We start from the raw sequence: 23,446 nt of genomic DNA, 5'->3' as shown, positions 1-23,446 counted from the left end.
CCTGTTTGCTGCAGCCCACAGCCGGGCCATCTGCCGAGTGTTTCCTGTTTTCGTAGTTACACGTTTCGTTCTCAGTCTTCCTGACGATCTTCTTTCGTCTTTAAGCAGTCCAGATATCCCTGTAAGATCAGGCCCGCGGCAACTTTATCGATCACCGCTTTTCTGTTCTCGCGGCGCACTCCACTCTCCATCAGGATCTGTTCCGCAGCAACGGTCGTGAGACGCTCATCCCAGTAATGCACCGGAAGTCCGGTACGGCGCTCTAACATTTCTCCGAAGGCTTTCGTTTTCTCAACGCGCTCGCCCTCTGTATTGTTCATATTTTTCGGGAGTCCCAGAACGATCTCCGTGATCTCATACTCCCTGATCAGCTCCTCGATCCGGGCACACGTCTTGCGCAGTTTGTTCTCATCCTTGCGCTCGATCGTCTCCACGCCCTGGGCTGTCAGAAGAAGTCCGTCACTGACCGCGACTCCCACAGTCTTTGAACCAAAATCCAGTCCGAGTATTCTCATAAACTCTGTCCTCTGTTATTTTTCCTCATACCAAAACCAGCCGGATATGTTCCTTCCCGGCTGTCTGTTCTGGCGTCGTATCTGTTCAGTACCTGACATCTCATCCTTTGCGGAAAGACTAGCGGAGTCTCGTCTCAATATAGTTCTCCATCAGCTCTTCCAGGATCTCGTCACGTTCTACTTTCATGATAAGGCTTCGCGCGCTCTTATAGCTCGTAATATAGGTCGGATCGCCGGACATGATATAGCCGACGATCTGGTTGATCGGGTTATACCCTTTTTCGGTCAGTGCTTCGTAGACTTCACGAAGGACCTCGCCGACCTCAAGCTTCTTATCTTCCTGTACCGCTTTAAAATATTGTGTATTACTGATATCGCCCATAAATATCCTCACGTCCTCTTGTGCTGATATAAATCAGATTTATATCAACCCTTTTGTTGCTATTCTTTATTCTACTCTAATTTTATCGTTTCTGCAATACAAACTTGCCCGGCTGACCATCGGCGGCGCTGCGTTACGGTACACGAGCATTCCATGCCCGCGCACTGTAACGTGATTTTGCCGATGCTTCGCATTCCGAATCGGCAAAATCTGCGACCACAACGGTATCATACGGAATTTTCAGTTCAGAAAATTCCTATCCGTGAAAAGCAACTCCGCCGCTCTATGAGAGCAGCATGATCTCCTCCGTCAGGAATTCCTTCAAGGTTCCCCTGACAAATGTATTTTTCAGCATCTTCGGATCGCGCCCGTCAAGTCGGACAGCTGCCTTCACATATTCCTTCGTATATCCGGTCATGAAGACCTCGCTGTCGATCGTCACCGGCTCTTCGAGGAGGATCTCCTGCTCCGTCCCGAGGAATGATTCCCGGTATTCCCCGGACATTTTTTTCTCGAGTTTTAAGAGAACGGCACTCCGCTCTTTCTTCACCGGCTCCGGCACCTGGTCAGGCATCCGGTCCGCGCGGGTTCCGGCACGTCTGGAGTACGGGAACACATGCATCTCATAGAAGTGGACCTTCTCAAGGAATTCCCTTGTCGTCTCAAAATCCGCATCCGTCTCACCCGGGAATCCCACGATGACGTCCGTCGTGATCGCCGGATTCTCAAAATATTTTCTGAGGATCGCGCAGCGCTCCGCGTACTCCTCACAGGTGTAATGGCGGTTCATGCGCTTTAAGGTATCATCGCATCCGCTCTGTAAAGAGAGGTGGAAATGTGGGCAGATCTTCGGAAGCTTTGAAAGCTCCTCCGCGAACGTTTCCGTGATCACACGCGGTTCCAGGGAGCCGAAGCGGATCCGCTCGATCCCATCGATCGCATGCAGCCGTTTGATCAGTGTCAGGAAGTCGATCCCCTCATCCTTGAAGTCGATACCGTAGGAAGTCAGATGGATGCCTGTGAGGACAATCTCCTTGTAACCTTCCTCCGCCAGGATCTTTACTTCCTCCTCCACGTCCTCCGGCCGGCGGCTTCTGACGCGGCCTCTCGTGTAAGGGATGATGCAATAGCTGCAGAACTGGTTGCATCCGTCCTGGACTTTGATGAACGCACGGGTGTGTTCCGCCTGCTTTTTAATGTGAAGCTTCTCGTACTCATTGGATCCTGCGAGGTCCGTGATGGACTCTTTGATCTCTTTTCCGGCAAACCAGGCGTCTAAAAGCGGAACGAGATCCGCCTTGCGGTTATTTCCGATGATCAGATCGACAGCGGCGTCCTCTCGCAGTTTGTCCGCTGCCGCCTGCACATAACAGCCTGCCGCGACAACGACCGCGTCCGGATTTTTCGCCTTCGCGCGGTGCAGCATCTGGCGTGATTTCTTGTCTGCCACATTCGTCACGGAGCAGGTGTTGATGACATAGACGTCCGCTTTCTCCTCAAATCCCACGATCTCATATCCAGCGGCCTCCAGAAGCTGTTCCATCGCCTCCGTTTCATACGCATTTACCTTGCAGCCAAGATTGTGAAGCGCTGCTTTTCTCATATTCTATCTCCTCATATTATATAATCAGTTTCTGTCACTATACCCGGATTTTGCCGATGCTTCGCATTCCGAATCGGCAAAATCTGCTGCCAAAACTGTATTGTACGGAATTTTCAGTTCAGAAAATTTCTACCGTGTACAGTACATACAGTAACACTTAAACATTATTCAAGATACCTCTTGACTTTTCATGCATGTCCATTTAGTATGAAAGTAGGTTTTTCTATTTTATCAGAATAACAAATATTCGAGTATTGGGAGGAACACTGACATGAAAACCGTTAAAATTTCTTTAAACTCCATCGATAAAGTGAAGTCTTTTGTAAACGACCTTACAAAGTTTGATACCGATTTCGACCTTGTTTCCGGCAGATACGTCATCGACGCAAAATCCATCATGGGAATCTTCAGCCTGGATCTTTCCAAGCCGATCGATCTGAATATCCACGATGGCGGAAACACAGAAGAGATCCTTACCGTACTTGCTCCGTATATTATTGAAGCATAAGAAAAAAGGGTGTAACTGTAAAGGTACTGAACAGTTACAAGGTTTTAAAAACTGCCGGAATCTTACTTCCGGCAGTTTTTTTGCACCTTTTTTAGATGCAGCGGATCACTTCTCTCGTCTCAAGTGCCGTCTTCATCAGTTCATCAATCTTCTCATCCAGCTTCTTCTCGGAATTTTTGATCTTCTTTAAGCTCGGCTTTGTGACCGGATGCTTTGCAACGAAGATCGTGCAGCAGTCCTCATACGGAAGAACGGATGTCTCATAAGTTCCGATCTTTAAGGAAATATCCACGATATCCTGCTTGTCGAATGCGATGAGTGGTCTCATGACCGGAAGCTCGCAGACTTCATTTGTAACGGCAAGGGACTGCATCGTCTGGGATGCAACCTGACCGATGCTCTCGCCGGTGACGAGTGCCAGACAGTCATTCTCCTTCGCGATCGTCTCCGCGATCTTCATCATATAGCGGCGCATGATAATTGTAAGCTCGTCATGCGGGCACTGATCATAGATGTAGAGCTGGATATCGGTAAAGTTGATGATATTTAAGCGGATCGGACCTGTGTACTTTGCGACAAGTTTTGCGAGATCAACGACCTTCTGCTTCGCGCGCTCACTTGTATACGGCGGAGCATGGAAATAAGTCGCATCGATCGTAACGCCGCGCTTCGCGATCATCCAGCCTGCAACCGGGCTGTCGATACCGCCGGATAAGAGCAACATTGCACGTCCTGCGGTTCCGATCGGCATTCCGCCCGGTCCCGGGATCGTCTCGGAGAAGATGTTGATCTTGTGGCGGACTTCCACACGGAGTAATACGTCCGGTGTGTGGACATTTACTTTTGTCTCCGGGAATGCGTTTAAGATCACCTCGCCGAGGTCGCGGTTGATCTGGTCGGAAACGACTGGATACTGCTTATTCGCACGTCTCGCGACAACTTTGAACGTAAAGTGTTTATCTTCATATGCGTCATCGATATACTTGACCACCTGGGCCTTTAAGTCCTCGTAGCCGTTGTCCTCGATCTGAACCATCGGGCAGATCCCGACGATACCGAATACATGCTGGAGAGCGTCGATCACTTCATCGTAATCGAAATCTTCAGATGCCTCCGCATAGATTCTTCCGGCTTCCTTTGTAACCTCGAACTTTCCTTCCAGGTTCTTTAAACGGTGATGGATCTGTTTTACAAGGGCGTCCTCAAAGAGGTAACGGTTCTTTCCCTTTACGCCGATCTCCGCGTATTTAATTAAAAATGATCTGTATTTCACGGAATTTCCTCCATTGGTTTTCTGTATTTATGCTCTGCGGTATCTCCGCAGCATCGGAACAAGCTCTTTTAACACGTCCAGGCAGTAGTCCACCTCTTCCTCCGTATTGAATGCGCCGAAGGAGAAGCGGAGTGTGGAATCGAGCAGGGAATCCTTCACGCCGATCCCCTTTAAGGTTCCGGACACACCCGGATGGTTGGATGAACATGCGGAACCGGAAGAAACGTAGATCCCTTTATCTTCCAATGCGTGTAAAAGCACTTCCGCTCTCACGCCCTCAAATCCTGCCGCCACGATCTGCGGTGCACTGTCACGTCCGGTAAGTCCGTGGACCGTAACGCCGTCCATCGCCTGCAGGCCTTTCACCATGCGGTCCTTGATCGCGTAGAGCTTATCGATCTTCGCGTCATGGTCTGTATAGACCATCTTTGCCGCAAGACCAAGTCCTGCACAGCCCGGAACGTTCTCGGTTCCGGAGCGCATGCCTTTCTGCTGACCGCCTCCGTAGATGATCGGTTTGATCTTCACGCGCTCATCGATATAGAGGAAGCCGGTTCCCTTCGGTCCGTGGATCTTGTGGCCGCTGGCAGATAACAGATCGATCCCCTGTTTTTTCGGGCGGATCACATATTTTCCGTAAGCCTGAATCGCGTCAACATGGAAGTAGACGGACGGCTTTTTCTCCTTGATGATCTTCGCGATCTCCTCGATCGGCTCCACAGCGCCGATCTCGTTGTTCACATACATGATGGACACCAGGATCGTATCGTCGCAGATCGCCTCGCGGAGTGCATCCAGGGAGACATGTCCGTTGTGGTCGACCGGAAGGTAGGTCACGCGGAAACCAAGCTCTTCAAGAAATGCTGTCGTATTGTAGATGGACGCATGTTCCACGCAGGAGGTAATGATGTGGTTTCCGGCGCGCTTGTTTGCAAGCGCCGTGCCGATCAGAGCCATGTTGTTGGACTCCGTTCCGCCGGAGGTAAAGAGGATCTCCTTGTCCTTTACCTTTAACGTTTTCGCGATCTCCTCGCGGGCAGTCTTAATGTAGTTTTCCGCCTCCACACCTTTCATATGTCTGGAGGACGTATTTCCATAATCCACGGTCATTGTCTCAGCGACGATATCGCGCACCTCATCGAACGCGCGGGTAGTCGCGGAGTTGTCAAAATAAACTTCTCTCTTATCCATGAGTTTTATTACTCCCAGTTTGTCAGCAATAACTCCATGCACACAGTTTTCCTGCTGTCATTTTTCCGTTATCCTGACCATTCTCCTTATTCTCGTATTCCACGTTTCTTCATGATTCCAGCAATAATCCGACCGCCGCCATCACGAACATTCCGGCCGTCTCGGTTCTCAGGATCCGCTTTCCGAGTGTCACCGGTCTCACGCCGGAGTTCATCGCAATCTCCACTTCCCCGTCCGAAAATCCGCCTTCCGGTCCGATAAAGATGGACAGTTTCTGTCCCGGCTTTAAGCTTCCGATCAGCTCTCTCGTGAGCGCCATTCCGCCCGCACCCGGGAGACTTTCCGAATCCTCATAAGGAATGATCGCCAGGTCATCCGTTTTCGCCGCCTCGATCGCCGCCTTGAATTTCATCACATTTCCGATCTCCGGCACGATCATGCGCTTCGACTGTTTCGCCGCGCTCTCGGAGATCCCGTACCAGCGTTTTCTCTTCGCTTCTTCCTTCTTTGCGTCGAGCTTCACCACCGCGCGGTCGGTATCCACCGGAACGATCTTTGTGACGCCGAGTTCTACACATTTCTGGATGATAAATTCCATTTTATCTGCTTTCGGAAGTCCCTGGTACAGAGTCACCTGTACCGGAAGCTCCGTATCGTCCACCTCTTCCGGCAGGATCTTCGCGAGAACCTTGTCCGGAAAAAGCTCCGTGATCTCGCAGAGGCAGTTCGTTCCCTTTCCGTCGCTGAGCAGGATCTTCTCACCCGGCTTCATCCGCAGCACGTTTTTAATATGATTCACATCCGGGCCGGTGATCACGGCCTCCGTCCCTGTAAAAAATTCTGTTTCCGTAAAAAAATGGTACACTATTTCTTCCTCGCTGTAAAGGATACCCACTCGCCCTGTCTTGTCACCTCAAGGATCTCGAACGCTTCGTTTGCCTCGAGAGCTTCGCGGACCGCCTGTTCCTTCATATCAATGATACCGGAGCTGATGAAGATCCCGCCTTTCTTTAAGTGGAACGGAACCTGTTTCTGGATCAGGATGATAATGTCGGCGAGAATGTTTGCCACAACGATATCGTAGCACTCGTATCCAGCTGCGTCCTGGGTTGCCTTGTCGTCGATGATGTTTCCCTGGATCACGCCGAACTTCTCCTCCGGGATCTCGTTCGCAGCCAGGTTTTCATGGACAGCCGTGATCGCATTCTCATCAAGATCAGTTCCGAATACATAATCAGCGCCCAGTTTTAAAGCCGCGATCCCGAGAATTCCGCTTCCCGTTCCGAGGTCAAGGACCTTTACGCCCGGCTTTACATACTTTTCAAGCTGGCGGATACAGAGCTGCGTTGTCTCATGTTTTCCGGTTCCGAAGGCGGTTCCCGGGTCGATCTGGATCAGGAGCTTGTCCTTATGTTCTTCCGGGATCTCCTCCCAGGTCGGCTTGATCAGGATATGGTCCACGGTAAACGGTTTGAAATACTGTTTCCAGTTGTTGATCCAGTCCTTATCATCCGTCTCGGACTCTGTGATCTTTGCGGTTCCGATATTTACGAACTGGCTGATCTCCTCAAGTCCCTCGCGGACTGCTTTTAACTTTTCTTCCGTATCTTCATCCTCATCGAGGTAGAAGCTTACGCGGGCAGTACCGTCGTCCGGCGGGAGTTCCGGGAGAATATCGATAAACATTCCCTTTGTTTCGCTCTCTGTGAGCGGCACGTTGTCCTCGATCTCCATTCCTTCGATCCCGATATCATCGAACATACTTCCGAGATAGTCCACTGCGTCCGTGGTCGTCTCAAGAGTGAATTTCTTCCATTTCATATGCTGTTTCTCCTTTTTTATGATCGCCGGTCAGGACCAATCGTTTTATTCCGTTCTGTCATATCCGGCTTTCCGCACATATGCCTGTATCCTATATGGATGCAGACGAAATCACATGATATCATAACATAGTTTCACAGGCTTTGCAAGGTGGGACTTTACTGCGTCATATGCAAAGCGGGACAGAGCTTTCTGCCCTGTCCCGCGAAGTGAATGCTATGAAATTTTGTAAATGTTCAGGCCTGCTGAATCGATACGAAATTTTATGCCGTCTTTTTGTTCGGACGGACGAATAAGATGCATCCCACGATGATGCAGATCGCAAACATCGCTCCGCCGACGCCCATCGTCATTCCGACGCCTGTCATCGTCCACATCGGAACGAGACCTGCGAATGCTTCCTTCCAGCACATAACTGCGCTGTACACACCGTGGTTATCCGGTGCACTGGAGTTGGAATCCGGGTCAACCGCACGGACAAGTGCAAGACCTGTCGCTGTGTTTCCGGTACCTACGCCGAATGCCATGATCGCTTTCTCGAACCACTCATCTTTACAAAAGAGTTTGCAGAAGCCGAGGGCGATCGCAAGTGTCATTGCACAGCAGATCGCTGTGTAGACAACGATCGGTACGATATATGTACTGATCAAGTCGATATCGAGAGTTGCCATCGCCGTGAGGACAACGACCTCAAGTAAAAATCCGCTGACATGTTTGATCGTCTTTACATCGATGTAACGGTCAAGTTTTACTGCCTTTGCAACGTTCCATACGATCGCGCCGCCGAGGATACCCTGGATAACGCTCGGGAGAACGCTGACGCCCGGCCATACAAGACCGACTGCCTTGATGAGAAGACGTCCTACATAAACAGAACCGAGGAGCCAGCCGCCCTGAAGAGCGAGATGGTTGATACCGATGGAGCTTGTAACCGTGTTTCCGATGGAAGTTTTCTTGTCATCCGGAAGAACACCGCCGTAGTACCAGTCAGGCTGTTTCTGAGCATCTTTTACGAACTTTGTCCAGCCTTTTCTGACACCGATGTTTACAACGATCATACCGACTAACATAGCCATGATCAGACCGAAGGTCGCAAGTACCATACCGATGGACATGTTTCCTGGAATACCAAGGTTCTCATATGTCTGTCCTGCTGCACCGGCATTTCCGTGGCCGCCCTGGAATGCGAACACGCCCATGGTTCCCCATCCTTTCGGGAGACCCGGCCAGATCACTGCGAGCAGAGCACCGAGACCGGCGCCGACACACATCTGCATTCCGTAGATTCCCTGCTCAACGCAGATGTAATCCATGTATCCGACAACTTTCTTTTTGTTGATCGTAACGCCGAATAACAGTGCCGCCATGATCGGAGCGATCAGGACGTTGGAGAACTTGGAGAAAGACTCCGGAATCTCAACAAGGCCAAGCATCTGCTGACCAAGGATCAGTGCCAGAAGTCCTCCGATCAGGGACGCCGGAAGGAACAGCTTCTGGATTGGTTTCACGATTTCTCTTACAAAGAATCCCGCGAGCATGAATACGCCAATGAGGATCATGTCGCTGAATAGTGACGCAACTGTCATATTGTACCCCCGTAAATCATTTGCAGCCGTTCAGGTTTTCACAGCTGCAGGTTTTCTTTTGATAATGGATAGTCAGGGTCAGGTGAGGTTTTGACCCATCTGAAAGCATATTTTTTTGATCTATGGTATTGATCTGATTGGCCCAATCACTTTCTGCGGATATTGTATCTTTGTTCCTTCAAAAACACAAACAATGTATTTCGTTTATTTTAACAAAAATTCTTTGTTATGTAACTATAATTTATAAATATTCTAAATAAAGTTTTCAGTGTTTTCCGCTTTTCAGAACATATCCCGACACATTTTCCGCTCCGGGTACAGCCGCCTACGGCGATCTTCCATCGAAATTTCCTGTTGCGCAAAAAGCGAACAAAGGACAGAATGGGTGTTCTGTCCCTTGCTCGCTTTTCGCAAAATAAGGTTTGGGGTATAACAAACATAAAGTATAGGGGTCTTCATTATGAAATGAACGGAGCTAAATCCTCTCCAGACATTTGACCGCCCGGAAAGGCATGTTCAAGTCAGGCTCACGTGAGAACTGGCGCAATTTTGCCCAGCTCCCAGTGCAGGCTGACAATTATTCTAAGGATTACGGCTCGTAAACGTCGTCGATGATCTCGAACTCTTTTGCTGCGAGAGTCTTCTCGACCCATTCTCTCTTTGCTGTGCCGTTCTTTGCAGCTGCAAGCTTGCTCTCGTCTGCTGCCTGGAACTTCTTCGCATCCTCTAAGATCTGCGGAGCGTCTTTTCTCGGGATAACGATAACGCCATCCGGATCAGCCAGGATGATATCTCCCGGGTTTACGCTGACTCCACCGCAGGATACCGGTACATTTACTTCGCCCGGACCCTCTTTGTACGGACCACCCGGTGTTGTGCCTGTACAGTATACCGGGAAATCCCATTTTCCAATCTCATCGATGTCACGGATCGGTCCATCAAGAACGATACCGGCGATCTTTCTGTCGTAACGAAGGTAAGCCATCATGATCTCGCCCATCAGGGAACGTGTATCATCCTCTTCGTTGGATACAACGATGAAGTCACCTTCCTGAGCGATGTTTAATGCTGCATGAAGCGCCAGGTTGTCGCCGCCTCTTGCCTTAACAGTGAGTGCCGGTCCGACTGCCATCTGCTCTTTCGGCTGACTTACAAGGCGGATTCTAGGATTCATCGCTGCGTTTCTTCCCATTACATCACAGGTATTGGATGCCGGAATGTTCTTAAACTGCATCATAACCTCTTTGTCCGGCATGTGTCTCTTTAAATAGATTCTCTTACCTACTGCCATTTTATAATCTCCTTTTCCTTGGATTTTTATGTGGTTGAGATCGCTTCTTTTGCTCTCTCATCTCTTTCTGACCATATTGTATCGCAGGGCTATGACAATTACAAACAATGTATTTGTTTGCTTTTTACAACATTTTTTTGTTGAGTGCTTTACATCTGATTTCTGCTTTTATATAATGAAAGCGGCGGGCTCATCCTGCCGGATTTTCTTACAAAGGAGTCTTTTTATGAACCTGTTGAGCCTCTATTATTTCGTAGAACTTGCAAAAGAGCTTCATGTCACGAACACCGCCCAGAAGCTCTACATCTCCCAGCAGAACCTAAGCCAGCACATCCAGCGTCTGGAACAATACTACGGCGTCCCGCTCTTTCACCGGAAGCCAAAGCTCGCGCTCACCTACGCAGGTGAACAGCTCTACGCAGTCGCAGTCCGGATCCTCGCCGAGGAACACGAATTCCAGAACCGTCTCGCCGACATCTCAGAAAAAAGCATCGGCAACCTGAAGCTCGGGATCCCGTCCTACCGGGGACAGATCTGTCTCCCAGAGATCCTGCCGCGCTTCTATGAAAAATGGCCGAATATCAAGATCGAGCTCTGCAACGAATCTTCCAGCAAGATGGAGGAACGTCTCTACGACGGCGAACTTGATATTTTCATCGGGATCATGTACCAGGATAATCCCAAACTGGAATCATATCCGCTTTTGACAGACCACATCTATCTGGTCTGTTCCGACGAGCTTCTGCAGAAATATTATCCGGATTCCTGGCAAAGTCTGAAGGAGGAATCCGCCGGCGGAGTCGAACTGGCACGGTTTTCAAAAATCCCGTTTCTGCTCCCGGCTCCTTCCATGAAGCTTCGAAAGACTCTGGACCAGTGTTTCCTGGATGTCAAAGTAAAACCAAATATTTTCCTGGAATCCCAGACCACGGAGCTTTTTGTATCCCTCTATCCTTATAACTACGGAGCATTCTTCTGCACCCAGATGCGTCTCCCGACGCTTTTAGCCGCAAACCCGAACGCAAACGCATTCCCTGTCGCCCTGAAGAAATCGCTCATCAACCACCGCCTCGTCCTCGCCTACCACAAAGAGCGCTTCCTGCCGGACTACGCACATGATTTTATCGAGATCACGAAGGATGTGTTTGGTGAGATCGCGAAGGTGCGGCCGAATTAGATCAACATGCAGAGCACAAAAATCCCCTGAAACTCACCTTTTCATGAGTCCAGGGGGTTTTTTCAAGCTGCCTGATTTTACGCAGTCTTTCTGCTCTTTACTGCCTTCATTGCCATACTGATGATCGGTACAACAACTGTCAGGAAAATCAGTACTAAAAGTACAAGGCTTGCCGGTCTCTGTAAATAATATAAGATTACCGGCTGTCCTTTAGACATCAGGATCGCATTTTTAAATCCTGATTCTCCGGTTGCCTCCAGAAGCATTCCAAGGATGATCGGAGCGGTCGGGAGATCGAGTTTTCTGCAAAGATAACCGATCAGACCAAAGATCAGCATCAGATATACGTCACTGAAGCGATTGTTGATGGAGTAAGAACCAATTGTAGATAAAACAACGATAACCGGGATCAGGATCGCATCTGATACTTTTGTGATCTTTACGACCTGTCTGCAGATCACGATACCGATCAGTCCCATCATGATATTCGCGAGAATAAATCCAATGATGATCGTATATGTCGTTGTAATATTCTTTGTGAACATGGACTGTCCCGGAGTTAATCCATGGAGGATCAAAGCTCCTAAAAGAACTGCTGCCACTGTTGATCCAGGAATACCTAATGTGATGAGCGGAATGATACTTCCGCCTGTAACTGCGTTATTCGCTGTCTCAGACGCGCAGATTGCTTCCAATGATCCATCTCCGAACTCTTCCGGATGTTTTGATGCTTTTTTCGCCTGGCTGTAAGCAAACCATGCACCGATGTCTCCGCCGGCACCCGGCAGGATTCCGACAACCACACCAATGATCGCAGAGCGAATAAAGTTTGGTCCTAACCGGAGCATTTCTTTAAATGATGGAAGGAATTTTCCTTTCATGCTGTTGTCATCCAGTGTTCTGTGGATCCCATTTTTGAAATCCAGATATTTTTCACTTAAAATAAGCGCCTGGGAAATGGAGAACAGACCGATCAGCGCCGGTACTGTAGAAATTCCTGCATAAAGTCCATCAATTCCAAATGTAAAACGAAGCTGTCCAGTCAGTCCATCTGTTCCGATCGTTCCAAGGAACAAGCCAAAGCAGCCCATTAAAAATCCCTTGATCATGGATCCGCCGCCAAGTCCTCCGATAATGGAAAGTCCAAGGATTACGATTAGGAAATATTCCGGAGCACTGAACATCAGGGAGATCTTTCCAAGAAGCGGAGCCAGTGTCAGTAAAGCAACACCGCTGACTGCGCCGCCGAACATGGATGCCACTGTAGACATTCCCATTGCTTCCAGACCGCGTCCCTTTTTCGTCAGTGCATAACCATCACCTGCTGTTGCAGCGGAGGAAGGAGTACCTGGTGTATGGATCAGGATCGCCGTCAATGATCCGCCGTAAAAAGCTGATGTATAAACCGCCATCATCATAATGAACGCGGCATGTGGTGCCATAGAGTATGTGATCGGGATCAAAAGCGAGATTGCCATAGTAGCATTTAAGCCAGGCAGGGCTCCGATAATCATTCCTCCAACAACACCAAGCACGAGAGCCATAAGGCTCTCAATGCTGATTAAATTTGTCAATACCTGCTGCCACATACGATTCCCTCCTGTTTTACGGTAAGCGAGATGCCAGGATAAAGGTAAAGAGTACGTATAAGAATCCTACCAGACCAACCGGCACCAGAATGCACACCACTTTATTGCGGATATGATTAAACCACATCAGCCCTACTGTAAAAACAAGTGAAGGAACAATAAAACCAATCATATCAACTAAAACGATGTAAACTGCTATAAATGCAAACACGACAAGCGGCATCTTGATCTCTGAGAACTTGATCTGTCCTTTTAACTCTGTTCCCTCTTTCTCCGCATTCTGCGTATCACGGATTCCTTTGATCAAAAGACCAATGGATAACGCGATAAATACGATAAGGATAAGGATCGGGAACTGTGCCGCATCAGAACTCATTTTTGTCAGTGCATCAAAGATCATATACACACTGATCGCCAGTAATACCAGTGCGATGTAAACATCCTGACTGCATTTTTTCAGAAAATTCATGAATCCATCTGCCTTTCTTTCAATCTTACTTCCAACCAAGTTCCGGTTTTAAAGCGATGATATCCTGCTCCTGGGATTTTAACATGGTTAAATAATCTTCTCCGCCTACATAATTAACAATAAGACCAAGGTTTGCCATATCAGCCTGATGATCCTCGTTTTCGATCGCTTTCTCGAATACTTCTTCGATCTTTGCTTTTGTTGCCGCATCTACACCCTTCGGAAGCATGTATCCACGGGACGGCTCTGAAATGACACTGCCAAATCCAGCTTCTTCACATGTCGGAACATCCGGAAGTACATCAAGACGCTCTTTTGCGAATACACAAAGGACCTGCACATCTCCATCTGCAAGTACAGATGCAACATCGCCGTATGTAGCGCTTACTGCGTCAACAGAATCGCCAAGAACTGCTGCGTAGTTATCGCTCCAACCAGACTGATGGACCGGAGTCAGAGTAGAACCTTCATTTGCAGACTGAAGCTGAAGTGTTGCAATGTGCTTATTACCATTCGCTCCAACATCACCGACCGTAACGCCACCATCCGATTCAGCAGCCTTCATAAATGCTGCCATATCAGCATATTTTCCTGTTTTCGCTACGAGAAGTCCCGTATCAGTAACATGGTTGCAGATAAAATCAAAGTCATCCATCGTCTCTTTATGTCCCTGCTGCGGATCCAGATAATCGGTAAATAATGCCGGTGTATTTACAAGAGCGATCGTATAACCATCCGGTTTGGAATGAAGCAGCTGTGACCATGCCATCCAGCCATTTGCTCCTGTAACATTCTGCACAACGCAGGAAACACCTGTCTGTTTTTCAATGGAAGAAGCCAGCGATCTGACACCAAGGTCTGAACTTCCGCCTGCACCGAATCCACAGATCATTGTGATCGTCTGTTTCGGCCAGTCAGAAGTGGTATTGGCATCTGCTGCCGCTGTTGTATCTGTTCCCGCTGCTGCTGTTGTCTGCGCTGTATCTGCAGATTTGCTTCCACATGCGGTTAATGATAATGCCATTGCTGCTGCTAACATTGTTGCGACTACTGATCTTCTTTTCATAAAGTAACCTCCTGTGCTTATATAATATCGTATAATTTATCCCAAAAACATTTTCTATTCCGGATTGAAGGCAAGCAGATATGCAAATGCGATGTTGTCTGCGGCACACACGATCTGAGCTGCCAACGTTTTATAAGATGCATTTCCCTCAAATGAATGAGTTGCGATAATATGAACGATCTCATCCCCCAGTCCATGTCTGTCTGCAAGGATCGCACCGCTTAACGGGTGTCTCATGATCTTTGCTCCCGGAGCATATCCAAAACTTCCATCCTCATTCATCATAAATTCCATTGGTTTCCCAAGGTCATGGAGAAGGGCACCTGCAATAACAAGGTCTCTCGGACATCCGTTCATCCCATACATAGATTCCAGATCATCATAGATGGATGCGGCGATTTTTGTCACTACCCGGATATGCTCCACTGCGTGATTCAATTTCGGAACTTTTACTTTTGTTACGGAAACAGGAAGAGAGTCTTTCGTTTCTGCTGTCCATCCGCCATCCTGGTAGGCTTCACACATCGCTTCCGCACATTTTTTACGTAGCCCTTCATCCTGGATCCAGGCAAGTTCCGGATACATATCCCGAATCATTGATTCGTCAATTTGCATATTATTTTCCCCCTTGTCGTTTTCTGTCAGTTGTGTAAATTACTTTTTGTTTGCGTTTTTTTGACGAATTATTGGTAAATATTTACAATAGAATCATATCAAATTGATCGGGCAATATCCAACAGCAAAATTTTCTTTTTTCCACAACATTTTGTTGTTACAGATACTGCTTATTCACCACATACTTTAACTCTTTTCCCTCTGCCAGAAGCTCGATATTCTCCGTGATCATCGGGAACATAACATCAGAGATGTCCGCAGAACCGCCTCCGACATGCGGTGTCACAATGATATTCGGATTTTCAAGGATCGGGCTGCCCGGCTTTGCAGGTTCATCCTCCACACAGTCAATCCCGGCACCGGAAAGTTTTCCGCTGTTCACAGCCTTCACAACTGCCTCATCGTCCATAAGTCCGCCTCTTGCGACGTTGATCAGGATTGCACCATCCTTCATTGTCTCGATCTCCTTCTCCCCGATCATATGGCGCGTGGAATCCATAAGCGGAACATGAAGTGTGACCACATCGCTGGTGCGGATCAGTTCCTCAAGTTCCACATATTTCATCTGAAGTTCTTTTTCTCTCTCCTCCGGCATGCGGAACGGATCATAATACTGCACACGTGCCCCGAATGCCTGAACTCTTGAAGCGACCTGACGTCCGATGTTTCCTCCGCCGACAATTCCGACTACCTTATTATTTAAGGTTCTTGTCCGATTCAGGAAGGTATTTTTGCTCCATTCTCCCTGATGGATCGACCTGTCATGACAGATCAGCTTTCTTCCGACTGCGAGCATCAGTGCAACGGTAAGTTCTGCGACCGCATAAGCGTTTGCTCCCGGTGTGTTGCAGACACGGATCCCGCGTTTTCCTGCTTCCTCCACATCAACCGAGTCAAAACCGGCTCCCCAGCGCATGATCATCTTTAAACCTTTGATCCTTGCGACAACTTCCTTCGGCATCTTGAAAATACGAAGAATGATCGCGTCCGCCTCTGTCAGAGCGTCAAATTTTTCCTGTGTGTCGATCTCCACGACTTCGATTTCCGGATTTCCTGCAAAATGTTCCTCAAATTTTTTATATGTTTCTGCCGGATATGTTCCAACAATTGCTACTTTCATGATATTTTCCTCTTATTATTTAATTTTTTCCGCAACTTCACGCATCAGATCTTCGCTCGGATTTTTCCGGTTGATCTTGCTGACTTCCACGATCAGCTTATAAAGGTCAGCTCCAGTGTCTTTTGCAACCGCTTTGAATGTCTTTCCAAAGCTGGAATGTGCTCCGGATACACCGAGGATCAGGTCATACGGCGGGATCGCATCATGATAGGAATGCTTTTCCATCGCCGGGAGAAGTCTCTGGTCGATTCCGTTTAACATTGCGTAGAGATCGATGTCCTGGAATTCTCCATATTTCTGCATAAACGCAACAGCTGCTTCCGTCGGCAGATTTCCTGCGCTTCTTGCCATTCCCATCAGGCCGCAATCAAGGATATCAGCTCCGCTCTCATAGGCCGCGATCGCATTTGCGGCGGAAAGTCCTAGATTGTTGTGGCAGTGGAATGCTACCGGGATCTTAACTGCGTTCTTGCAGCACTCTGTCGCTCTCTTTACATCGTCCGGCATCATCGTTCCGGCGGAGTCCATGATCGTAAATTCATCGAGACCGATGGATTCGAGAAATTTTGCCTCCTCTGCCAGCTCCTCCGGTGTCAGGAGATATGCCTTCATTGCAGAGTAAAATGCCTTCATTCCACATTTTTTGATTGCTTTCACAGGTTCCTCCGAAATTTTTCTCGCATCACCCGCATCAGCGCCGCAGCGTAAAAACTTCATTCCTTTTGAAGCTGCCAGCTCTACATTCGGCTCACGGAAACGCTTTGCGTTTAAGAACATACCTATCTCGGCTTTATCCAGATACGGCTGGACCAGATCAAGATATTCCATATCAGTCAGAGCGTTTGTAAATCCTGCAACCTCGTAAGCTCCGATTCCGCCTGCATTTCCAAACTCAATGATCGGAACCTTGCTCTCTGTTAAAATATCAAGGACGATCTTTGTGATCTCCTCATCAAATCCTTTACCTACAACATTTGCACCGTCTCTTAAAGTGCAGTCCATCAATCTAACCATATCGAATACTCCTTTTTCATCATTTTTACTATGAAATGTACTGGATTTCTTGTTGGTTTTATACTATCATACAGATGTAACAGTTTTCCAACAGTTATAATATCTTTTTTTAACAGTATTTTGCTGTGTATCTTTTCACACATATCATACGTTTATGGAGGTATTTATGAATTTAAAAACATGCCAGTATTTTATAGCACTTGCAGAAGAAATGAATTTTACGAAGGCGTCCGAAGCTCTGCATATCACACAACAATCCCTCTCAGGTTCAATCAAACGTCTGGAAGAAGAATATGGGATCGAGCTGTTTCAGCGGAAACCTTTCCTGAAACTTACGCCTGCCGGAGAAACCATTCTCTTTTATGCAAAACAGATCGAACGCAACGAATCCCAGATGATGGCCTCCTTGGCGGATCTTTCCGCCGAATGTTCCGGGCATCTCGTGCTCGGCATGTCCAGACAGCGGATTCAGGTGTTTTTCCCCGGGATCTGGGAACGGTATCATGCTGACTATCCCAATGTTTCTCTGAATCTTCGCCAGTCTTATACTTTGAAAATGGCAGACGAGATCCAGGCAGGAAAGCTTGATCTTTTTGTCGGCGTCGATGTCCCGGCTGCTTCCAATCTGACAGCTGTTCCTCTCGCATCAGAATATATCTTCTGCCTGATCCATGATCAGCTGTTGAAGACGTACTGTCCGGATCACTGGGAAGAACTTCTGAACAAGAGCAGCGCAACCGGTCTCGATGTATCTGACCTGAAGGATTTTCCGATCCTGCTCCTCGCATCCGACAACCGGATCCGTTCCGTCCTTGACCGCGCATATGACCGCTGCGGGATCATGCCAAAGACATCGCTGGAAGCCTCTGACCAGAACATCATCTACCAACTTGCCTGCTCCGCGCAAGGTGCAGCCTTTCTCCCTCCGATGATCCTATTTGATCACAAAAAAGGGATCATCTCATGGCCGGAAGACTGCCACTGTCTTCGGATGAATCATTCTTTCTCAAAAATAGATATTTCCCTGATCTATCGAAATGATTTGATTCTTCCGCACTATGCGGACGGTATGAAAAAAGCCATCATGCAGGAATTTCAATCCTACGCGATGGCCATGCAGCAGATTGCTTAACAACATTTCCTTTTCACCTCGACAAGAACAGATTGTTTTATTTTGTGAACAATACCGACTATAATAAAGACAGTCCAAAAACACTGAACAAAACAGATATTTTATCATAGGAGGTATTATCAATGGGTTGGAAAATTTTACTCCCGCAGGAAATTATGTCCGAGGGTCGCAAGCTTCTTGAGGATTCAGGTCACACAGTTATCGACGGACGCGGCTTTGAGACAGAAGACGTTCTCGCTGATTTCAAGGAATATCAGCCGGATGCGATGATCGTTCGTATCACACCGATCACTCGCGAAGTAATCGAGTCGAATCCGAACTTAAAAGTAATCGTTCGTCACGGCGCTGGTTTCGACGCTCTTGACGTAAAGGCTTGCCATGACAACAATGTTCAGGCTCTCTACGCACCGGTTGCAAACAGCACATCCGTTGCAGAGACTGCAATGTTACTCATCCTCGAGTGCAGCCGTAACGTAACGGTTCTTCACAAGACATGGGTTGACGATTTCTACAAAGCAAAATTAAAAGTTCGCAAGAATACATTAAACGGTAAGACGATCGGCATCATCGGCTGCGGCAACATCGGAAGCCGCGTTGCAAAACGCTGCCTCGCTTTCGAGATGAACGTTCTCGCATACGATCCGTACAAACCGGCATCTGAGTTCCCGGACGGCGTTGAGGTTGTCCGCGACCTTGACCGCATCTTCAAAGAGTGCGACTATGTTTCCCTTCACTGCCCGAACACTCCGGTTACCAAGAACATGGTAAATAAAGAGCGTCTCGCAATGATGAAACCGACAGCATTCCTGATCAACACCGCACGCGGCGGCTGTGTGGACGAGGATGCTCTCTACGAGGCATGCAAGAACGGCATGATCGCAGGCGCAGGTCTTGACGCGATCAAGAAAGAACCGGTTGATCCGGCGAACCCGCTCCTCACACTTGACAACGTGATCATCTACCCGCATATCGGCGGCAACACAGTAGAGGCTGCTCACCGCGCTTCCTACTTCGCTGCTATGGGCGTTCAGGAAGTTTACGAAGGCAAGAAACCAACATGGCCGATCAACGATGTAGACTACGCAACAGCAAAGACCTACACAGATACAAAGAAACCGGATACAAAACCGGCTGGAATGTTCGATTTCTAATTTCTTACAACATTTTCTTTTCTCATAAAACTATAAAGGCAGGCAGGACTTATCGGATGATAGGTTCTGTCTGTTTTTGTTATACTGTTCCAGATACAGTTAAAAGATTTTCGGGATTGTTTACAAATTTTGTTTACGAAATTTGTCATCTTTCCAGTTGACATACATGCAGGAATTGAATATACTTCTACATACAGATTGCGTATTTGTATTCAAGGTTGTTCGCTGCCGGTCATGCGAATCATAAATAGACCGTGGAAACGTTGTTCGCTGCCAGCCATGCGAATCACAAATAGGCCGTGTAAAAGTATTTAAGCCTTCTGAGAATCTTCAGAAGGCTTTACTCATATCATGGAGGTGATCTTATCGTCCCAGACTCTGGTTCTCTATATTTCATTTCTGATGAATTTTTCTCATTTATCCAGGATCCTTATCTGAAGATCAATCATTCAGATTCCAAACGACCACATTATTTCGCTTTCAGGGATCCTGATACAGGACTTTACTGGATGGTCCCCTGCAGTTCAAAAATCGAAAAATTTGAACAGCTAATCATAAATAAGCGGTTAAAACACAAGCCCACTGATTCTATCTGCATTGTCAAAATCTTTGGGCACAAATCCGCTCTCCTTTTTCAGGAATTCTTAATCTATTACATCATGGTGTATTTTTCACACCAACTCAGCCAGATATCAATCGAATCGAAAGTATTCTTTTAACAGCTTTGAATGACACTGACTTATTATAGCAATATGAATTTTCCTTTTTTACAGATACGCACCTCTATTGCCATATATTTCTGCTGAATCTACATTACACAAGTTTGTAATGAGAGCAGCAAAAAAGTCACCATCAACCCTGTTCCGATTGTTGGTGACTTTTTATACACTTCATTGATCAAACTCAGTCATTTGCGTGAAAAACAATTTCTCCGCTTCGGATCGTCGTCTGAACTTTCAGCTGCCGATCCCCCATCCGGCGGTTTCCATCCGAATCTTCGAACGGAACAGCGCCTTCTTCCATCCGGCAGAGTACGAGGTCTGCATCATAACCCGGAGCGATCTTTCCAATCCGTTCTTCCATGCCAAGACACTTCGCCGGTGTCTCCGTCACTGCGCGGATCACTTTATGGAGCGGCATTCCCAGGAAAAGGAATTTTGACATTACAAACGGCAGATCCCACATCGCCGGAGACTTATGGAATGTTGCAGGAGTCGAGTCACTGCTGATGATATCCGGCCACAGACCAGCGGCAACGGCCTTTTCAGCAACCAGGAAGTTAAAGTTCACTTTCCCGTTTCCCACTTCCATGAGAACGCCCCGCTTCTGTGCCTCCAGAATTCCTTCCTGAACACTTCCGCCTGCATTGAGAATGGTGTTTCCCTTTCCATGGTAGGTATGGCTGTAAATGTCGCCTGGGCGGAGAATTGCAGCTGCCTCCGAAGCTTCCTCAGGCGGATTCGTCGTATGGACGCACACCGGGATTCCCAGTGCTTCCCCGGCTTCTACTGCTCTGCGCAAAGGCTGCAGCCCCAGCTCCCCTACAATGGGACGGCTGATCCGGACCTTAACACCGGCGATCTCTCCCGGATACTGTTCCATCATTTCCTGCATCTTTTCGATGCTGAGGACATCATCTCCAAGCGGTTCATTGATCCCTTTTCCAGGCTGTCCGATCGGAGACAGATTCAGAAAGCTTTTCAGACGAAGCTTCTTTCCTGCAAGATCACACTGATGCATGGCAGCAAAGTTCGCATAACCTGCGCTGCCCATATCTACCGCAGTCGTCACACCTGCACTCAGCAGACGGTCTGCGTCCATTCCAAAACCACTCCCGTGCTGAAACAGGTGAACATGCGCATCGATCAGTCCCGGAAACAGATAGGATCCCGCAGCATCCAGTTCCTTCCGCGCATCCGACTGCGCCGTTCCGGCGGGCTGAACAAACACGATACGTCCTCTCTGAATTCCAACATCCGAGCACATCTCCACACCAGTTTCAAGGTCCAGCAATGCTGCATTCCGGATCAATAAATCCATCTTCATAACAGATATCCTCCTTTTCGAAACTTAACCGTACAGCGGCCAGAGCATCGGGATCAGCATGATGCAGGCAACAAGGAAGAGAAGTACCAGCCCAATGTTGCTCTTGAGATAATCCGAGAATTTGTAACCGCCGTAAGAATAAATAAGGTTCGCAGGCGGGCAGGCAATCGGGCTCAGGATACTCATGGTAGAAGCAATACCAAGAACCATAATCATCGCAGACGGCACAACGCCGATTTCATTTGCAACAGAGATAACGATCGGCATCAGCAGGGTAACGGTAACTACATTCGACATGAACTGTGTCATAACAGTTGTCAGTACAAAGATCACGATTGTAATGAAATAAACATTGGTAGAATTGCCAATAATCTTAAGCAGCAGGCCTGCAATCATATCCGCTGCACCGGTGCTCTTTAACGCAGTCGCCAACGGAGTCATACCTCCGAGGAGGATGATCGTCTTGATGCTGACAAGCTTATAAGCCTGCTCTTCTGTAAAGATACCTAAAAGAACGTCTACCACAGCACCGATGATTGCAACAATATAAGAAGGAATTCCCGTCTCATTTTCGAAGATCATACCGATGAAGACCGCAAACAGGACAACTACAGAAGCAATCTGTTTCCACTGCGGAACATCCTTAGGTGCTTTCTTTTCAAACAAAGCATCGTCAGCATTGCTGATCTTAATGTCCGGAAGGAACTTATAACCGATTAGGTAGATATACAGAGCCATGATGATAGTCAGCGGCACACCGATCTTACTGATCTCGAAAAATCCAAACGGATATCCCAGCTCTTTGATCTGGTCACCGATGAGAACGTTGATGGCAGCATCGCCCACCAGGGTGAGTCGGCCGCCGGCCATGGAACCAAGAAAAGCAGCCATCAGAAGTTTTGAGCGGCTGAAGTTCGTGGAAGCACAGATCCCCATGATGATCGGGATGAAAACAGCAACCGTACCAGAGTTGCTCAAGCCCGCAGACATGATGCTGGCCAGGATCAGGATCGCAGTGATCATCTGTCTCTCTGTCTCGGCAAAACGAGTAACCTGAGCAGCTACCTTGTCACAGACACCCGTTTCAAACAGGGCACTTCCGACAATGACAACGCCGATAAGCATGATGATCGTAGTGCTCGCGAATCCGGAAATCGCTGCTTTCGGCTCTACGAGACCGGTAACGACTAACACCAGCATTGTCAGCATAACCGTCATATTGACCGGGATTTTTTCCAACAGGAACGAAATCACGGCACAGATCAGGATGATGATTGTAAGTATTGCAGGATTCATATAGAGTCTCCCCTTCTTTTTGTAAATTGGATATAGTTTTTGTTTAATCTGTACAGAACCGTTTTCTTAAAACTATTACTTTTTGTTAACAAGTTCATTCTATCATGGATTGTTTCCAAAATAAAACAATGTAATTTTCTATTGTTGACAAATTTTCGTTGTTGACTCTATCAAAATATCTTTTGCTGATTTTCCATCCGACGGAAACTCCTTATTTCTTCCTTCACCTGTAACTATTCCCGGATTTTTATATAAAAAACGCATGTCCTGCCGCAGTTCCTGACTGGGCGCAAAACATTCGTTTTCTAATGTTAATTTCAAATTTTCATACAAATTTTATCAGGTGCGTTCGCTCTTCGGTCACTTTTTCGACTTTAATTCTTCCCAGATTTTCTCTACATCATAATCCGGCGCAGCTTTCACGACTGCATCATATACCTCTTTCAGCTGATCTTCCGGTTTTTCGAGGGCATCTGCAATCTGTTCCAGCGACTGACCTTTCCGAACCTTTTTAATGACCAATTCCATTTGTTCTCGTATACGTATACGTCCCTCTTCATATCCACATTCCCTTACATTCTTCAGATGCAGTTCTTCGTTA

The 23,446-nt window shown here is 47.6% G+C and carries 23 protein-coding genes; 5 read left to right on the top strand and 18 right to left on the bottom strand.

Going from position 1 to position 23,446, the window contains the following annotated elements; genetic code table 11:
- Positions 1-71: 71 nt before the first annotated feature.
- The 3 genes from ruvX to mtaB all read right to left on the bottom strand — a co-directional run bounded on the left by ruvX (position 72) and on the right by mtaB (position 2,500).
- On the bottom strand, positions 72-515 hold the full coding sequence (gene ruvX / locus FN001_RS14940) for a Holliday junction resolvase RuvX (RefSeq protein ID WP_118297091.1): 444 nt from the start codon (positions 513-515) through the stop codon (positions 72-74).
- Positions 516-633: 118 nt separating this feature from the next.
- Complete coding sequence (locus tag FN001_RS14935) at positions 634-897, bottom strand: IreB family regulatory phosphoprotein (RefSeq protein ID WP_118297092.1); 264 nt, start codon at positions 895-897, stop codon at positions 634-636.
- Between the two features lie 283 nt (positions 898-1,180).
- A complete protein-coding gene (gene mtaB / locus FN001_RS14930) occupies positions 1,181-2,500 on the bottom strand; it encodes a tRNA (N(6)-L-threonylcarbamoyladenosine(37)-C(2))-methylthiotransferase MtaB (protein WP_142412375.1) in 1,320 nt (439 codons plus the stop codon).
- A gap of 271 nt (positions 2,501-2,771) precedes the next feature.
- Between mtaB and FN001_RS14925 the strand changes: the two genes are divergently transcribed.
- Positions 2,772-3,008 (top strand): HPr family phosphocarrier protein, encoded by a 237-nt coding sequence (locus FN001_RS14925; protein ID WP_015555013.1) that lies wholly within the window; start codon positions 2,772-2,774, stop codon positions 3,006-3,008.
- A gap of 91 nt (positions 3,009-3,099) precedes the next feature.
- On the opposite strand, the gene thiI is transcribed toward FN001_RS14925, so the two are convergent.
- The 6 genes from thiI to FN001_RS14895 form a co-directional block, all read right to left on the bottom strand.
- Positions 3,100-4,281, bottom strand: a complete 1,182-nt coding sequence (gene thiI / locus FN001_RS14920) for a tRNA uracil 4-sulfurtransferase ThiI (protein ID WP_118297094.1) — start codon at positions 4,279-4,281, stop codon at positions 3,100-3,102.
- Between the two features lie 27 nt (positions 4,282-4,308).
- Positions 4,309-5,472: a cysteine desulfurase family protein gene (locus FN001_RS14915; protein ID WP_118603274.1), complete on the bottom strand. Its 1,164-nt coding sequence runs from the start codon at positions 5,470-5,472 to the stop codon at positions 4,309-4,311.
- A gap of 109 nt (positions 5,473-5,581) precedes the next feature.
- Positions 5,582-6,337: a 16S rRNA (uracil(1498)-N(3))-methyltransferase gene (locus FN001_RS14910; RefSeq protein WP_118530814.1), complete on the bottom strand. Its 756-nt coding sequence runs from the start codon at positions 6,335-6,337 to the stop codon at positions 5,582-5,584.
- The gene (gene prmA, locus FN001_RS14905; protein ID WP_118297097.1) at positions 6,337-7,293 is read right to left on the bottom strand and encodes a 50S ribosomal protein L11 methyltransferase; all 957 of its coding nucleotides are present in this window, start codon (positions 7,291-7,293) and stop codon (positions 6,337-6,339) included. Before prmA ends, FN001_RS14910 begins: the two co-directional genes overlap by 1 nt.
- A gap of 263 nt (positions 7,294-7,556) precedes the next feature.
- Positions 7,557-8,879, bottom strand: a complete 1,323-nt coding sequence (locus FN001_RS14900) for a sodium/glutamate symporter family protein (RefSeq protein WP_142412374.1) — start codon at positions 8,877-8,879, stop codon at positions 7,557-7,559.
- A 589-nt stretch (positions 8,880-9,468) separates the two neighbouring features.
- The gene (locus FN001_RS14895) at positions 9,469-10,170 is read right to left on the bottom strand and encodes an RraA family protein (protein ID WP_117484176.1); all 702 of its coding nucleotides are present in this window, start codon (positions 10,168-10,170) and stop codon (positions 9,469-9,471) included.
- 226 nt (positions 10,171-10,396) lie between these two features.
- On the opposite strand from FN001_RS14895, the gene FN001_RS14890 reads away from it, so the two are divergent.
- Positions 10,397-11,347, top strand: a complete 951-nt coding sequence (locus tag FN001_RS14890) for a LysR family transcriptional regulator (protein ID WP_142412373.1) — start codon at positions 10,397-10,399, stop codon at positions 11,345-11,347.
- Between the two features lie 77 nt (positions 11,348-11,424).
- Here the strand turns inward: FN001_RS14890 and FN001_RS14885 are convergent, their stop codons facing one another.
- The 6 genes from FN001_RS14885 to FN001_RS14860 all read right to left on the bottom strand — a co-directional run bounded on the left by FN001_RS14885 (position 11,425) and on the right by FN001_RS14860 (position 17,220).
- Positions 11,425-12,936, bottom strand: coding sequence for a tripartite tricarboxylate transporter permease (locus tag FN001_RS14885; RefSeq protein ID WP_142412372.1), 1,512 nt, complete (start codon positions 12,934-12,936; stop codon positions 11,425-11,427).
- Positions 12,937-12,952: 16 nt separating this feature from the next.
- Positions 12,953-13,405 carry a tripartite tricarboxylate transporter TctB family protein gene (locus FN001_RS14880; protein WP_142412371.1) on the bottom strand — a complete coding sequence of 151 codons (453 nt, stop codon included), beginning with the start codon at positions 13,403-13,405 and terminating at the stop codon, positions 12,953-12,955.
- A 25-nt stretch (positions 13,406-13,430) separates the two neighbouring features.
- On the bottom strand, positions 13,431-14,471 hold the full coding sequence (locus FN001_RS14875) for a tripartite tricarboxylate transporter substrate binding protein (RefSeq protein ID WP_142412370.1): 1,041 nt from the start codon (positions 14,469-14,471) through the stop codon (positions 13,431-13,433).
- A 54-nt stretch (positions 14,472-14,525) separates the two neighbouring features.
- Complete coding sequence (locus tag FN001_RS14870) at positions 14,526-15,086, bottom strand: HD domain-containing protein (RefSeq protein WP_142412369.1); 561 nt, start codon at positions 15,084-15,086, stop codon at positions 14,526-14,528.
- Between the two features lie 157 nt (positions 15,087-15,243).
- Positions 15,244-16,206 (bottom strand): 2-hydroxyacid dehydrogenase, encoded by a 963-nt coding sequence (locus FN001_RS14865; protein WP_243122047.1) that lies wholly within the window; start codon positions 16,204-16,206, stop codon positions 15,244-15,246.
- Positions 16,207-16,221: 15 nt separating this feature from the next.
- Positions 16,222-17,220 carry a beta/alpha barrel domain-containing protein gene (locus FN001_RS14860; RefSeq protein ID WP_118297106.1) on the bottom strand — a complete coding sequence of 333 codons (999 nt, stop codon included), beginning with the start codon at positions 17,218-17,220 and terminating at the stop codon, positions 16,222-16,224.
- 166 nt (positions 17,221-17,386) lie between these two features.
- Between FN001_RS14860 and FN001_RS14855 the strand changes: the two genes are divergently transcribed.
- From FN001_RS14855 to cptIN, 3 genes are all read left to right on the top strand, one after another.
- The gene (locus FN001_RS14855) at positions 17,387-18,352 is read left to right on the top strand and encodes a LysR family transcriptional regulator (RefSeq protein WP_185911958.1); all 966 of its coding nucleotides are present in this window, start codon (positions 17,387-17,389) and stop codon (positions 18,350-18,352) included.
- 122 nt (positions 18,353-18,474) lie between these two features.
- Positions 18,475-19,503, top strand: a complete 1,029-nt coding sequence (locus FN001_RS14850) for a hydroxyacid dehydrogenase (protein WP_142412366.1) — start codon at positions 18,475-18,477, stop codon at positions 19,501-19,503.
- A 320-nt stretch (positions 19,504-19,823) separates the two neighbouring features.
- Positions 19,824-20,222, top strand: a complete 399-nt coding sequence (gene cptIN, locus FN001_RS18785) for a type III toxin-antitoxin system CptIN family toxin (RefSeq protein ID WP_486463527.1) — start codon at positions 19,824-19,826, stop codon at positions 20,220-20,222.
- 184 nt (positions 20,223-20,406) lie between these two features.
- On the opposite strand, the gene FN001_RS14845 is transcribed toward cptIN, so the two are convergent.
- The 3 genes from FN001_RS14845 to FN001_RS18210 all read right to left on the bottom strand — a co-directional run bounded on the left by FN001_RS14845 (position 20,407) and on the right by FN001_RS18210 (position 23,373).
- On the bottom strand, positions 20,407-21,549 hold the full coding sequence (locus FN001_RS14845) for an amidohydrolase family protein (protein WP_243122046.1): 1,143 nt from the start codon (positions 21,547-21,549) through the stop codon (positions 20,407-20,409).
- Positions 21,550-21,573: 24 nt separating this feature from the next.
- On the bottom strand, positions 21,574-22,845 hold the full coding sequence (locus FN001_RS14840; protein WP_142412365.1) for an SLC13 family permease: 1,272 nt from the start codon (positions 22,843-22,845) through the stop codon (positions 21,574-21,576).
- 360 nt (positions 22,846-23,205) lie between these two features.
- Positions 23,206-23,373 (bottom strand): hypothetical protein, encoded by a 168-nt coding sequence (locus FN001_RS18210; RefSeq protein WP_185911957.1) that lies wholly within the window; start codon positions 23,371-23,373, stop codon positions 23,206-23,208.
- Positions 23,374-23,446 lie beyond the last annotated feature (73 nt).

The sequence above is a fragment of the Clostridium sp. Marseille-P7770 genome, assembly GCF_902143525.1.
In the GTDB taxonomy this organism is placed as follows: domain Bacteria; phylum Bacillota; class Clostridia; order Lachnospirales; family Lachnospiraceae; genus Pilosibacter.
This window is presented reverse-complemented; position numbering and strand designations above follow the sequence as displayed.

Bases quoted from the DNA above. Each gene is read 5' to 3' on its own strand.
- FN001_RS14895 (WP_117484176.1), bottom strand. From the start codon at position 10,170: ATGGCAGTAGGTAAGAGAATCTATTTAAAGAGACACATGCCGGACAAA.
- FN001_RS14845 (WP_243122046.1), bottom strand. From the start codon at position 21,549: ATGAAGATGGATTTATTGATCCGGAATGCAGCATTGCTGGACCTTGAA.
- FN001_RS14850 (WP_142412366.1), top strand. From the start codon at position 18,475: ATGGGTTGGAAAATTTTACTCCCGCAGGAAATTATGTCCGAGGGTCGC.
- FN001_RS18210 (WP_185911957.1), bottom strand. From the start codon at position 23,373: ATGGAATTGGTCATTAAAAAGGTTCGGAAAGGTCAGTCGCTGGAACAG.
- FN001_RS14860 (WP_118297106.1), bottom strand. From the start codon at position 17,220: ATGGTTAGATTGATGGACTGCACTTTAAGAGACGGTGCAAATGTTGTA.
- FN001_RS14890 (WP_142412373.1), top strand. From the start codon at position 10,397: ATGAACCTGTTGAGCCTCTATTATTTCGTAGAACTTGCAAAAGAGCTT.
- mtaB (WP_142412375.1), bottom strand. From the start codon at position 2,500: ATGAGAAAAGCAGCGCTTCACAATCTTGGCTGCAAGGTAAATGCGTAT.
- FN001_RS14855 (WP_185911958.1), top strand. From the start codon at position 17,387: ATGAATTTAAAAACATGCCAGTATTTTATAGCACTTGCAGAAGAAATG.
- FN001_RS14875 (WP_142412370.1), bottom strand. From the start codon at position 14,471: ATGAAAAGAAGATCAGTAGTCGCAACAATGTTAGCAGCAGCAATGGCA.
- ruvX (WP_118297091.1), bottom strand. From the start codon at position 515: ATGAGAATACTCGGACTGGATTTTGGTTCAAAGACTGTGGGAGTCGCG.
- FN001_RS14885 (WP_142412372.1), bottom strand. From the start codon at position 12,936: ATGTGGCAGCAGGTATTGACAAATTTAATCAGCATTGAGAGCCTTATG.
- FN001_RS14880 (WP_142412371.1), bottom strand. From the start codon at position 13,405: ATGAATTTTCTGAAAAAATGCAGTCAGGATGTTTACATCGCACTGGTA.
- prmA (WP_118297097.1), bottom strand. From the start codon at position 7,293: ATGAAATGGAAGAAATTCACTCTTGAGACGACCACGGACGCAGTGGAC.
- FN001_RS14865 (WP_243122047.1), bottom strand. From the start codon at position 16,206: ATGAAAGTAGCAATTGTTGGAACATATCCGGCAGAAACATATAAAAAA.
- FN001_RS14870 (WP_142412369.1), bottom strand. From the start codon at position 15,086: ATGCAAATTGACGAATCAATGATTCGGGATATGTATCCGGAACTTGCC.
- FN001_RS14915 (WP_118603274.1), bottom strand. From the start codon at position 5,472: ATGGATAAGAGAGAAGTTTATTTTGACAACTCCGCGACTACCCGCGCG.
- FN001_RS14900 (WP_142412374.1), bottom strand. From the start codon at position 8,879: ATGACAGTTGCGTCACTATTCAGCGACATGATCCTCATTGGCGTATTC.
- FN001_RS14840 (WP_142412365.1), bottom strand. From the start codon at position 22,845: ATGAATCCTGCAATACTTACAATCATCATCCTGATCTGTGCCGTGATT.
- FN001_RS14925 (WP_015555013.1), top strand. From the start codon at position 2,772: ATGAAAACCGTTAAAATTTCTTTAAACTCCATCGATAAAGTGAAGTCT.
- FN001_RS14935 (WP_118297092.1), bottom strand. From the start codon at position 897: ATGGGCGATATCAGTAATACACAATATTTTAAAGCGGTACAGGAAGAT.